The organism is Streptomyces sp. RKAG337, from assembly GCF_023701715.1.
GTDB lineage: Bacteria > Actinomycetota > Actinomycetes > Streptomycetales > Streptomycetaceae > Actinacidiphila.
On sequence record NZ_JAJOZA010000001.1, the window covers coordinates 1364147 to 1376737 of the forward strand.

General features: G+C 72.7%; 9 protein-coding genes. 4 read left to right on the forward strand and 5 right to left on the reverse strand.

What is annotated here, in order from left to right:
- Positions 1 to 167 precede the first annotated feature (167 nt).
- Positions 168 to 1697 carry a COG1470 family protein gene (locus LNW73_RS06015; RefSeq protein ID WP_250989218.1) on the forward strand — a complete coding sequence of 510 codons (1530 nt, stop codon included), beginning with the start codon at positions 168 to 170 and terminating at the stop codon, positions 1695 to 1697.
- A 27-nt stretch (positions 1698 to 1724) separates the two neighbouring features.
- On the opposite strand, the gene LNW73_RS06020 is transcribed toward LNW73_RS06015, so the two are convergent.
- From LNW73_RS06020 to LNW73_RS06030, 3 genes are all read right to left on the reverse strand, one after another.
- A complete protein-coding gene (locus LNW73_RS06020; protein ID WP_250989219.1) occupies positions 1725 to 3881 on the reverse strand; it encodes an ATP-binding protein in 2157 nt (718 codons plus the stop codon).
- Positions 3878 to 4567, reverse strand: a complete 690-nt coding sequence (locus LNW73_RS06025; protein ID WP_250989220.1) for a DUF4255 domain-containing protein — start codon at positions 4565 to 4567, stop codon at positions 3878 to 3880. The genes LNW73_RS06020 and LNW73_RS06025 overlap by 4 nt, the downstream gene beginning before the upstream one ends.
- A 185-nt stretch (positions 4568 to 4752) precedes the next feature.
- Positions 4753 to 5391, reverse strand: a complete 639-nt coding sequence (locus tag LNW73_RS06030; protein ID WP_250989221.1) for a response regulator transcription factor — start codon at positions 5389 to 5391, stop codon at positions 4753 to 4755.
- A gap of 212 nt (positions 5392 to 5603) precedes the next feature.
- Between LNW73_RS06030 and LNW73_RS36815 the strand changes: the two genes are divergently transcribed.
- The 3 genes from LNW73_RS36815 (at position 5604) to LNW73_RS06040 (ending at position 10835) form a co-directional block, all read left to right on the forward strand.
- Entirely contained in the window at positions 5604 to 6137 is a 534-nt protein-coding gene (locus LNW73_RS36815) for an ATP-binding protein (protein WP_441349472.1), read from the forward strand.
- Entirely contained in the window at positions 6125 to 8500 is a 2376-nt protein-coding gene (locus LNW73_RS06035; RefSeq protein ID WP_441349473.1) for a LuxR C-terminal-related transcriptional regulator, read from the forward strand. Before LNW73_RS36815 ends, LNW73_RS06035 begins: the two co-directional genes overlap by 13 nt.
- Before the next feature lie 154 nt (positions 8501 to 8654).
- A complete protein-coding gene (locus tag LNW73_RS06040) occupies positions 8655 to 10835 on the forward strand; it encodes an eCIS core domain-containing protein (RefSeq protein ID WP_250989222.1) in 2181 nt (726 codons plus the stop codon).
- A 61-nt stretch (positions 10836 to 10896) separates the two neighbouring features.
- Here the strand turns inward: LNW73_RS06040 and LNW73_RS06045 are convergent, their stop codons facing one another.
- Positions 10897 to 11442, reverse strand: a complete 546-nt coding sequence (locus tag LNW73_RS06045) for a hypothetical protein (protein ID WP_250978345.1) — start codon at positions 11440 to 11442, stop codon at positions 10897 to 10899.
- On the reverse strand, positions 11439 to 12575 hold the full coding sequence (locus LNW73_RS06050) for an ROK family glucokinase (protein WP_250978344.1): 1137 nt from the start codon (positions 12573 to 12575) through the stop codon (positions 11439 to 11441). Before LNW73_RS06050 ends, LNW73_RS06045 begins: the two co-directional genes overlap by 4 nt.
- Positions 12576 to 12591 lie beyond the last annotated feature (16 nt).

The following is a 12591-nucleotide window of genomic DNA, read 5'->3' on the forward strand; positions in this document are numbered from 1 at the left end:
GCGGTGCCGGGCGCCGCACCGCGAAGTCCGGCCGCGGGCGCGGTTCCGCATCCCCGGCGGCCGGCCGGCGCGCGGGTGTTAGAGGGCAGCGAGCGCTACCTTTCGGGCAGCGGCGCTACCCGGCCTCCTCTGCCGTGGGCTCTCCCCCGGGCAGTAGCGTCCATCGGGTGACGACCTGGACATTCCTGGAGCCCGCCTCGACCACGGTCGACCCGGGTGGCAGCACCACCGTACGACTGCGTCTGCGCAACACCGGCGACGTCGTCGACGAGTACCGCTTCGAGGCGGTCGGCGACATCGCCCCGTACGTCTCGGTGGAACCGCCGTCCATCAGGCTCTTCCCGGGAACCACCGGCATCGTGGAGCTGACGTTCGCGCCGCCCCGCACCCCGGACGCGACCGCGGGGCCGCACCCGTACGGCGTCCGCGTCCTGCCCACCGAACACCCCGGAGCCAGCACGGTCGCCGAGGGGAACATCACCTTCACCACGTTCATGGAGGTGCGGGCCGAGCTGGTCCCGCAGACCGTGAAGGGACGCTTCAGGGGCCGGCCCAAGCTGGCCGTCGACAACCTCGGCAACACCGTGCTGACCGCGTCGATCGGCGGTGGCGACAAGAGCAGCGACGACCTCTCGTACGAGATCGTCCCGTCCAACGTCCAGATCGAACCCGGTCGCGCCGCCTTCGTCAACGCGACCCTCAAGCCCCGGCAGATCACCTGGGTGGGGCAGAAACAGCAGCGGCCGTACGAGCTGTCGGTGCGACGCTCGGGGTTCGAACCCCTGGTGGTGAACGGCACGTACGTACAGCGCACCCTGCTGCCGATGTGGATGATGACCACGCTGAGCCTGCTGCTCGCCCTCACGGTCACCGGGCTCGTGCTCTGGTTCACCTACAAGGCACCGGTCCGCACGCTCGCGCAGGAGAAGCTCCAGCAGACGGCGGCCACCGCGCTGCCGGAGGAACCGACGGCGAAACCGGCCGGCAAGCCCACCCAGGACGCCGCGCCCACCGCGCAGCCCAAGGCGCCGGGCGGTGGCGGAGGCGGGAAGAAGCCCCCGGCAGAGGCCAAGCCGCCGCGAGCCCCGCTGCCCATCACGTCGCAGGACAAGCCGAACCTCTTCGTGCAGTTCGCCCAGGTACGGCTGGCCGAGGGGGCGGCCGGCTGCAAGCTGACGGGTACCTACACGGTGGGCAAACTGGACGAGGCGACCACGCAGGCCCTGGAGTGCTTCCAGCAGACCAACGACTCGCGCTTCGGCCAGTTCAGCCAGCTGGCGAAGACCGACGGGCTCGGCAATCTGGGCCGGACCACGATGACCGCGCTCCTGGCAGCGCACTTCGTAGCCTCCAAGTCGCTGTCGCTGAACATGAACGAGGCCAGCCCGGAGGTGCCGTGGGTGCGCAACATCCTGCTCTGGGGCACCCAGGGCGAGTTCGACGACGGCGACCTGGCCACGACGGTCAAGTACACCCGGGCGAACATCGACTACCTGCGCAAGCACATACAGCTCCAGGAGAAGGCGACGCAGGCCGACACGGACCGGATCAAGGAGTACCAGGGCCAGTTCGGAGCCGAGCAGACCGGAGTCCTGGACGAGACGACGCTCACGAAGACGAAGCTGGGCTGGGTCCACACACAGGACACCGCGGGCACGGTGACGGCCAAGGACTGGCTCCCGGCACCGATGAAGTAGCCGGCCCCGCGGCGGGTGGGTGGGCGGCTACCAGGACGCGTCGTCCAGCACCAGCCGGCCCGCCTTGCGGTACTCGCGCCGGGCGCCCTCCAGCAGATCCGCCGTCGTCACGCTGTTGCCCCGGCCCGCCGCCGCGTACGCGGCCGTGACGACCGCACTGCGGATCGAGCCGCCCGCCAGCTCGAAGTCCCCTGCGCAGCCGACCGGATCGAGGTCGTCGGCGCACGGGACGTGGGCGAGGCTGTGCCGCCAGAGCGCCAGGCGCTGCTCCGCTTCGGGGAAGGGGAAGTCGACCACCAGGTCCAGCCGGCGGGTGAAGGCGTCGTCGATGTTGGAGCGCAGGTTGGTGGTCAGCAGGGCGATGCCGTCGAACGACTCCAGACGCTGGAGGAGATAGGCGCTCTCCATGTTCGCGTGGCGGTCGTTGGAACTGCTGACCTCGGAGCGCTTGCCGAAGACGGCGTCCGCCTCGTCGAAGAGCAGCACCGCGTCCGTACGGTCGGCCTCGGTGAAGATCCGCTCCAGGTTCTTCTCCGTCTCACCGACGTACTTGTCCACGACGGACGGCAGCTGCACGACGTAGAGGTCAAGGCCGAGTTCCCCCGCGACCACTTCGGCGGAGAGCGTCTTCCCGGTCCCGGATTCGCCCGCGAACAGCCCCACCACGCCCCGCCCGCGCCCGCCGCCCGCGCTCAGCCGCCAGTCGCCCAGCACGCGGTCGCGATGTCGGGCGCGCAGCACCAGTTCGTGCAGCTGCGCCAGCGGACCCGCGGGCAGGACGAGATCGTTCCAGCCGACGTCGGGCCGGATGCGGCGGGCGTGCCGCTCGAGGCCCGATGCGGACTGCTGCCGGGCCGCGAACCGCAGATGGGCGGCGGACAGTTCGGTACCGTCGAACGCGGCGAGGTCCAGGGCCGCGCGGGACGCTCGGTCGATCCCGCCGGGCCCGAGCCGGTACGCGGCGACGACCGGCGCCAGGTCGAACTCCGGCTCCTCGGGGCCGAGCGCCGCCCGCCAGGCGTCGAGATCGCCGGCACGCTGCCGGGGCGCGTCCAGCACGACCGGGTCGCGCCCGCTGTCGCACCACTGCGGGTCGTACGGGCGCGGGTCCGCGAACAGGACCGGAACGTCGTTCACCGTGAGCGCCCGGATCAGCTCCGCCGGCCGCTCGGGCAACGGGGCCACCACGATCGCGCGTCCCGTCAGCCGCGCCTCGCGGAGCAGCTCCCGGTACGGGAGTCGCTCCCCCGTAGTGCGTTCCACCGGCGGGTGCTCCTCGGGCCCGGGGTCCTCCGAGCGTCCTCCCGGCACCAGGTGCAGGGCCGGGATGCCGGCCGCGCCCAGGGCGGCGATGGCGCAGGCGAGCCCGTCGCCGTCGCGGTGCTCCCGCAGGTAGACCGTGAGCGGGCGCTCCGCGAGGTGCCCGGCCAGTCTCCGTACCAGCAGGTCGGTGCCCTCCGGTGTGCCGCCGGCCGCCGCGTTCTCCGGGCTCTCCGCGCTCTCCGGATTCCGTGGGTCCTCTTCCACGGGCCGGTACGGAAGCGGGCGTACGGTCCCCTCCAGCGCCGGGTCCGGGGTGTCGTCACCGAGCAGATGCGCCACGACCCGGTCGGGCACGCGCAAGGAGCGGCTGAGGAAGGGGCGCTCGGGGTCCTCCACTTCGAGCAGCCCCCGCGCGAGCAGCCGCGCGGCCGGATGGAAGCGGGACCGTCCGGCGGCGGAGTGCGTGGGCAACCCGCACAGGTCGAGCGCGAGCGCGACGGTCGCCCGGCGACGGGTGACGTCGTCGTTGAGGTAGCCGTACAGCGACTCGAAGGAGCGGTCCAGGTCGGGCGCCAGCGCGATCAGCAGGATCTGGGTTTCGAGGGGGCCGAGGCGCAGCCAGTGGGCGAGCCAGTGGAGGCGGTCGTCGTCGGACGGCCAGGACTCGTCCGGTTCCGCTGCTTCCGCCGTCGCCTCCGCCAGGTCCGGCTCGTCCGGGCCGTCCGGGCCGTCCGGGACAGCGGGGGGCGCGGCACCTGCGGGCCCGGACAGCAGGTGCCGTATCCCGTCCTCCGTCAGGTACAGCCCGCGCATCGGGTCGGTGGCCGTCGGGTCCGCGGCGCTGCGCCGGTCGACGAGGAAGGCCACCCGCTCGCGCAGGCCCGCGAGCCGTGCGAGCAGGGGGGCGGAGGAGTCGCTCACGTCAGCCGCTCCTGAGGCGTTCCCGTCGTGCCGTGCTTCCGCACGAAGTCCTCCTTGGCGGCGCTGACGCTCTCCGCACTGTGGTGGCGGGTGGGGCTGTCGTCGGGCACGCCGTCCGTCCCCTCCACCCGAACGCCGAGCCCCTCCGTGACCGGCGGACCGACCCGGTAGTCGGGGGACGCCAGGAAGGGTGCGGTGATCACCACGTCGAGCGAGGGTTTGAGTTCGCCGCCGAGCGCGGACCAGATGTCCGCGAGCGAGCGCGCCTCGGTGTGCAGCCCCGCGACGGTCAGCGGGACGGAGAGGCCGAGTCCGGCGAGGGTGCCGGTCAGGTCCTCCGGCGGCAGGATCTCCTTGGGCAGCAACGTGTGCAGGACCGCGGAGAGCATCCGGTGTTCGTCCTGCGGGCGCTTGGTCCAGGCCGTGACGAGGTACGAGAGCCGGAACCAGCGCGGCGGCTGCTGCTCCTTGAGGACGATGCCCCGCTCGTCGCGGAGCGCCATCCTGCCGCGCTGGCGCCGCTTGGTGTCCTCACGGATGTCGTAGAGATACGCGTTGATCGTCGGGGCGTTGCGCCGCGCCGACCAGTCGCGCGTCGGGGCGTCGAAGGTGACCTCGACGTCGGACCCCGCGAAGGAACCGCGGATGAGCAGCCCTCGCAGGATGTCGTCCACCTCGTGGATCACGGTCGCACAGTCCTTCACGGTCGACGCCCGGGCAGGGAGCTGCCCAGTCCATCGTGGCCGCCGGGACCATCACCCCGCGAGGCACCCGGGGGACGATCACGGGGCAACCCCGTTGCCCCCGCGTCGCCCTTCTCCTGTCCTCAGGGCCCTTGTACCGGCGCAGGGGTGAAACGGCGCGCGGTCCGTCAGATATAGCCCTCGCGCAGGGCATAGGCCACGGCATGGGCGCGGTTGCGCAGATGCAGACGGGTCGTCAGCCCGTGCATGACGTTCTTGACCGTGCGTTCGGAGTACGAGAGCTTGGCGGCGATCTCCCCGGTGTCCATCCCCTCCGACACCAGTCGGAGCACATCGACCTCGCGGGGCGCCAGACCGGACGCCGTCGCCCCCGACACGCTGGTCGCACCGCGCTGCAACGAGCCGACCTGGGCCATCAGCCGCCCCAGCAGGTCCGACGGCAGATCCCCTTCGCCCCGGGAGGCCGCGAGGACCGCTTGGAGCAGGCGGTGGCCGGTGGCCTCGCGCCGCCAGACGATCGCGCCGACCCCGTACTCGATCACCTGGAGCAGCTCCGCCTCGCGGATGAGGCTCGTGACGAGAACGGCCCGGGTGCCGTCCGCGCGGGTCAGCCGTCTCAGCCGCGACAGCGTGGGTTCGTCCAGCGCCTCGGCGAGCAGGACCGCGACCGTACCCGGACGGCTGGTCCCTTCCTCCACCAGCTCCACTTCGGAGTGCCGGCGAAGCTGGCTGACCGCTCCGTCGAGGGACAGCGGGTCGGACGCGTGCACCTCGACCGGGATTCTGTTCGGGCTTCTTTGAACCATGCCATACGTCCTCGCGTCTTACTCAAGGGAGCAGACCATGCCTGCTCTTCCCATCCTTCCTTCGCCGATAGGACGACCACCACCGTGGCTTACCACGAGACCGACCACGAGATCGGCGGCAGGTTCTGATGGCGCTGGGCTCGAATCAGCCACGGCCCCGTCGGCTGCTCCCGGCCCCGCCGTCGGCCCTGGGACCCGCCTCTGCCCGGCTGTTGGAACGTGAGTCCGCGCTGGAGCTGCTGGCGGCGGAGGCCGACCGGGCGATGAGCGGAGCCGGTCGGCTGGTCCTGTTCCGCGCGCCCACTGGTACGGGCCGCAGCGCGCTGCTGGAGGCCGCCGCTGAGCGGGGCGCCAAACTCGGCATGCGGGTCCTGCGGGCCCATGCCTCCGCCGAGTGCTCGAGTATCCCGCTCGCCCTCGTCCGGCAGCTTCTCAACTCACCGTCCGATCCCGGCTGCCTCCACAACGCCCGTGAGATTCCCGACCACTTGACCTATGCGTCCCACCTGTGGCGGTTACTGTGCGAGCACGCGGCCGCATCGCCCCTGCTGGTCGCCGTGGACGACGCGCACCTCGCCGACCAGGCCTCCCGGAACTGGCTGACCGAAGCCGCCCGACGACTGGCCGGAATGCCGGTCCTGATGGTGGTCACCGAACGGGGGCAGTACGACATCACCCCGCCCGCACCGGGCCTCGCGTACTCGCTGCCCCGGGGGTGGTCCGGACGCACGCGGTGGCGCCGCTGAGCCGTCCCGCCGCCGCGAAGCTGGTACGCGGCGTCCTGGGCGCGGACACCAGCGACACCTGGGTGGACGGCTGCGTACGGGCCGGTGCCGGCAATCCGCTGCTGCTGCGCGCGCTGCTCGACGATCTGCGGGCGGTCTTCCCGTACCGCGGGCCGGACAGTGACGGCATGGAGCCACGACTGCCCGAGAGCTGCGCCGACCTGTACCCGGGGGCGTTCGTGGCGGCGGTCTCGTGGTGGCTGAAAAGCGCGGGCCCCGGAAGCAGCGGGGTGGCTCGCGCCCTCGCGGAACTCGAGCACTCGGCACCGGAGCGGTACAACGAAGGAGGGACGGAGAAGGCGGAACGCTGGACTCCCGGCGGACCTGGACTGCCCGGCCTCCCCCCAGGACCCGCCGGGCACCATGAACCCGGTCCGGGCCAGGACTTCGCCGACTTCCTCGCCGAACTCACCGGGGCCGACCCCGACCGCGTCGGCGGCTGGGTCACCGCGATGATCCGGCTCGGGGTGCTGCGCCACGTCCCCGGCAGCGCTCTCCCGCGCTTCGCGCATCCCCTGCTGCGCGGCGCAGTCCTCGACGGCTGGCCCCGCTCGCAGCGGCAGGCCCTGCACCACCGCGCGGCCGACCTGCGCCAACGCCGGGGCGACGGAGCCGAGGCGGTGGCCGGGCATCTGCTGCGGACCGCCCCCGCCGGTGCGGCGGGGGATGCGGCGTCCGTCGACAAGGCGCTCCGGGCCGCGGCAGCCGACGCGTCCAGAGCCGGCAGGACCGGCGCGGCCGCAAGCTATCTGCGCCGCGCGCTGGACGAACCGCTGCCGCGCGAGCGGCGGTCCGCGGTCCTCACCGAGCTCGGCGAACTGGAGTTCGCCACCCTGCGGACCGGCGGGATACCCCGGCTGGCCGAGGCGCTGCGCCTCCAGGAGCGGCCCAGGGACCGGGTGCTCGCCGCGGTCAGCCTGGGCAACGCCCTGGCCAACCGGGGCAGGCCGCACGCCGCGCTCGACGTCATGCGCGAGCTGGGCCCGCTGGACGCGGAACCCGTCCTGGCGCGTACGGTCCAGACCGCGTCGGCGTTCTTCTCCGACCACGACCCGGAGATCCGGCGGGCCGTCTACACCCGCCTGCACGAGCGCGCCGAGCACTCCCCGGAAGGGATCAGCCCGGCCCAGCACGCCCTCCTGATCCGGTACAGGGTGACGGCCGGGCTGCTGTCCGCGGAGTCGGCCGTGCGGCAGATCCGGCGGCTGCTGACGGCCCCGGAAGATCCGCTGCTGGTGCCGTACCTGCTGGCGGTGGCCGCCGCCGTGACCCAGTGGGCCGACGTACCGGACGAGGCCGAACGACTGATCAGGACCGGGCTGACCGAGCACCGGCTGACACCGCTGCACCCCGTCCACCGGTCGCTGCTCAACACGTGGGTGGACACCGCCGCCGCACGCGGCCACTACCGGCGGGTGCTGGAGGAGACCGCCGACCGGCTGCGGACGCCGGACGACGCGGCCCGTACCGGTGCGAGCAACTTTCTGGCCCATCGGGTCCTCGCACTCGTCGAGTGCGACCGCTCCGCCGAGGCCGAGCGGCTCATCGCCGGTGTCAACGTCGATGAGACGCATGACAGTTGGGAGCCGAACCGGTTTCTCTACGCGCGTGGCGCCCTGCGTGCGTCCGTCGGCGATCCGGCCGGGGCCCTGGCCGACTTCCGGGAGTGCGGCAGGCGCCAGCTCGGCCGGGACGTGGTCGGCATCGTCGTGACACCGTGGCGCTCGGCTGCCGTCGAATGTCATCTCCTTCTGGGGGAAGCACCGCAGGCCCTCGCGCTGGCCGAGGAGGAGAGCCGGTACGCCGCCGTATGGGGCACGCCCCGGGTCCAGGGCCGCGCGCTGCGCGTCCTGGGCGCGGCCACCGGCGGACGACGCGGTCTCGAACTCACCGCCCAGGCCGTCGACGTCCTGCGCGGCACCTCGCTCGACGCCGAGCTGATCTCCGCGCTCGTCACCCACGGACTCCAGCTCACGGCGTCCGGGCAGCCCCGCCAGGCCCGTCCGCTGCTCAGGGAGGCCGCGGCGGCGGCCGAACGGCTCGGCGCCGTGCGGCTGTCGGGCACCGCGGAACGGGCCCTGCGCGCCAGCGGTACCCGCCGCTGGAACGCCACTCTCACGGGCCCGGGTGCACTGACGGCCGGCGAACGCCGGATCGCCGCACTGGCCGCGGACGGCCGGACGAACGCCGAGATCTCCGAGCTCCTGCACCTGGCACTGCGTACCGTGGAGACCCATCTGACCAGCACCTACCGCAAGCTCGGCATCCGGCGGAGGGGGGACCTTCCGGCCGTGCTGAACAGCGCTGCGGACGAGCCCGCGTGACCGAACCGGTGGACCCGCGCAGAGCGACGGCCACGTTGCCCTCGCGGCCCTTCCACCGACCCGCTCCGGCCGGGATTCTGCCCTCGCGGCCCTCCCGCTGCCGGTGCGGGCCGAGGGACGATGTCCGATCAGGCGTTGAGTGGCGAGGAGTACCGTGCGCGCGTACAAGACCCAGGTCAAGCAGGCCGGTGGCCCGGCGAGCAGCAGCCGCGCCGAGGGACCGCGCACGGTGGCGCAGCGCGTCCTGGCTCTCCAGCGCTCGGCGGGCAACGCGGTGGTGGCCCGCGCCGTCGAGGAGGAACTGCACGAGCACGGCACCGGATGCGGTCACGAGCGGCCCGACGCCGAGCAGCCGGTCACCGACCACTCGTCGGTCCAGGCGTCGTCCGTGCTCAACGCCGTGCGCTCCCCGGGGCGTCCGCTGGACTCACGTCTCCTGGAGCGGGCGGAACAGGGCTACGGCATGTCCTTCCGCCATGTGCGCGTCCACAGCGACCCGGTCGCGCAGCGCTCGGCGGCCGCGCTCGGCGCCCGCGCCTACACCACGGGCAGTGACATCGTCGTCGGCCCGCAGGGCACGGACGACGAGACGATGTTCCACGAGCTCGACCACGTCCGCCAGCAGTCGCTGGGCTCCGTCGCGGGGACCGACAACGGGGCGGGAGTGAAACTCTCCCACCAGGACGACCCCTTCGAGCGCTCTGCCTCGGCGAACGGCCGCAGGATGGCCCAGGGATCCCTGCCCGACCTGTCGGGACCCGGCTCCGGCGGCCCCGCGCAGACCGCCGCGCCCGCGCAGACCGGCGGCGGTATCGCAGTGGCCCGCGCGCCGGGCGGCGAGGGCAGGAAGATGTACCCGGGTGACAGGAACCAGCTGTTCGAGATCCTCGGCGAGGGCGATCCGATCATCGGCAAGTACGTCGGGGCCTCCTCGGACGGCAGGAAGCACATCTTCGACACCACCACGCACGGGCGCATCCGAGTGCGCTCCAGTCAGATCGGTCCCGTCCGGGCCTCTGTGGGCGGCCTGCACCCGCCGGGCCAGGTCCGCCCGCCCGAGGAGAACCTGCGCGGCCGCGACCAGATCCGCTTGTCCGAGGCCGACTTGTCCGGGGTGCGGGCACGGGTACGCCAACGCCCCGAGGACGCGGACCGGTACGCGGCCACCACGTACGAGGACCAACCCCAGTATCAGCAGTACGAAACCAACCGCGAAGATCTGCGGCGCATGGGTGTCCCCGTCATCAACAACGTCGACGTCCGTCAGCCCGAGACGGCCGGTCTCTTCCGCAATGTCGCGCCGAACGCCAACCTGCACCTCCAGATGCCGCGCACGGGACGGGAGAAGGGCTACTCCACCAAGAGGCTCGTCAGGGACACCAACAAGCTGCCCCAGCTCGCCGGGCGTGCGGATGTGACGACCAGTCATACCGTGCCGCATCCGACCATGTACAAGAAGCCGGGGACACACAACGGCTTCTACGGAGTGGAGAACGGAACGGCCGTGCCGGAGGGTGTGCGGCTCGTCGGCGCCTACTCCGACGACGATGCGGACCAGGAGGAGTACGGGTACGGTCACCGGCAGAGCGGGAAGGACGAAGGGGCCGCCGTGTCGGCACGCCGGAAGACCTACCGGTTCGCTTCGGACCGGCGCAGCAACAGCCCCGAGGACGACGCGCCGCGTTCGCACCGCAGCAGGAGCAAGAGCCGGAGCCGCGTCGCCGAGACGCCCGCCCCCACCCGCCGGCGCAGGTCGAGCCGGCCGCCGGTGAGCAGGACCGGGCGCCCGCCCGCCCCGGCCCCGGTCAACTACGCCGCGGTGGACGACGAGGACGACTACCCCGTCACCAGTCAGATGTCCCGCAGCCGCAGCCGGTCGCGCCGCCCCGCCTTCTCGTACGAGACCGGCGGCCCCTCCCAGCCCGCACCCGAGCGGGAGCGCGGGCGCCGTCGCGAGTCGAGCCAGGCACCCTCCCGCAGGTCCAGCAGCCGCCCTGTCGACATGGGGGACGGCTTCTCCTACGGCGCCGGCCCCATCGAAGCCGCACCCGAGCGGGAGCGCGGGCGTCGGCGCCAGTCGAGCCGGGCGCCCTCCCGCGGGCCCGGCAGCCGCCCCGTCGACGTGGGGGACGGCTTCTCCTACGGCGCCGGCCCCATCGAGCCGGAGCGGGAGCGCAGGCGCAGCCGCCGGCCCTCGTCCAGCCAGCTGCCGATCATCACCGACAGCGGCCGGCGCACCTTCGCCCCCAGCAGCTATGCGGAGCCCGAATGGGACGATGATGTCGAATTCGTTCCCGCGCCGCCGCGCAGGCGCAGCCGCAGCCGGCGGAGGTGAGTGGGAGCCCCACAGCGGGAGCTCCCACTCGCGCCCCCGTCAGTGCCCCTGCCCGCCCCCGTCAGAAGTTGATCGTGGAGACGATGTACACGACGGGGTGGTCCGGATCGCTGAGGTCGACGGTGATGTCGTGGTCCGGCTTGTCACCGTGCTGGGTGGTCGACACTCCGGCCCAGTCGTGGGCCGGCCGGAAGAGCCAGCCGGGCACCTTCGCCTGGTCGGGGGTGATCGTGACGTCGCCCGGCTTCAGCGCGGAGCGGCTGGTGCCCAGCTGCGCGAGGAAGGTGTCGAGGCCGCCCGCGGTGGACGTGAACTGGACGTAGAGCACGCTCGTGCTCCAGTCGTTCGTCTCCATGTAGGCGATGTTGCGGGTCCAGTCCAGCGGGACCGGTACCTGGTATATCCGGCGCTGCACCTGGGTGGGCCAGTCCCACGTCAGGTGTTTGGCGGCCGCCGACTCCGCCTTGTCCTGGCCGCTGTTGCGGCTCTGTTCCGCGGAGACGATCACATAGCCGACGGGTACCAGGATCAGCAGCGGGACGACGGTCCACTGGACCCAGCGGGGTACCTGGCGCAGCGGTCTGCTGTGCGGGCGGTCGACGCTCATCGGCCCGCCGCCCGGACGAAGCGCTCGTAGCGCTCGACACGGCGCCGGTTGGCGCGGCGGAACCGCCGGGCGACCAGCCGGGCGAGGTCGGCGGCGCCGACCAGCCCGGCCTCGTTGCCCAGCTCGGCCTGCACGATGCGGGCCTCGGGACGGTAGCCGCGCCCGGTGAGGTTGCGGCGGAAGGCGTCCCGGGCCGGACCGATGAGCAGGTCGTCGGCGGCGCTGACGCCACCGCCGATGACGAAGCAGGACGGGTCGAGCGCGGCGGCGAGGTTGGCGATGCCGACACCGAGCCACTGGCCGATGTCCTGGAGCAGCTCGACACACATGGCGTCGCCCTCCCGGGCCAGCTGCGTGATCAGCGGACCGGTGATGTCGCCGATGTTGCCGCCGACCCGGTCGATGATCCCGTACGCGACGGGCGACTCGGCGGCCGCCATCTCGCGGGCCTCGCGGACCAGGGCGTTGCCCGAGCTGTACTGCTCCCAGCAGCCGCGGTTGCCGCAGGGGCAGCGGTGGCCGCCGGGGACGACCTGCATATGGCCGAACTCGCCGGCCACGCCGTACCGGCCGCGCTTGACGTGGCCGTCCTCCAGGATGGCGCCGCCGATGCCGGTGCCGAGGGTGATCATGACGAGGTCGTCCTGGCCGCGGCCGGCGCCGAAGCGCCATTCGGCCCAGGCCGCGGTGTTGGCGTCGTTGTCGACCATGACCGGGACCAGCAGCCGTTCCTCCAGCCGGTCGCGCAGCGGTTCGTCGCGCCAGGACAGGTGGGGGGCGAAGAGCACCCGGGAGCGGTCGGCGTCGACCCAGCCGGCGGCGCCGATGCCGACCGCGTGCACGTCGTGCCGCTCCGACAGGTCCAGCACCAGCTCGACGATGGTGTCCTCGACGACCTTGGGGCTCTTGCTCCGGTCCGGTGTCTCGGTCCTGAGCTGCTCCAGGATGTTGCCGTCCGGGTCCACGACCCCGGCCGCCACCTTGGTGCCGCCGATGTCGATGCCGACCGTCGGCACCCTCGGTGCCGTCAGATGGGAGCGGCGCTCCCGGCGGCCGACGGTCTGCAGCACCGTCGCACGGGCGGCGCCCTTGCGCTGGAATGCTGATCGGTCGCTGCGTGACGCTGCTGGCAAGGGTCGTCTCCGGATC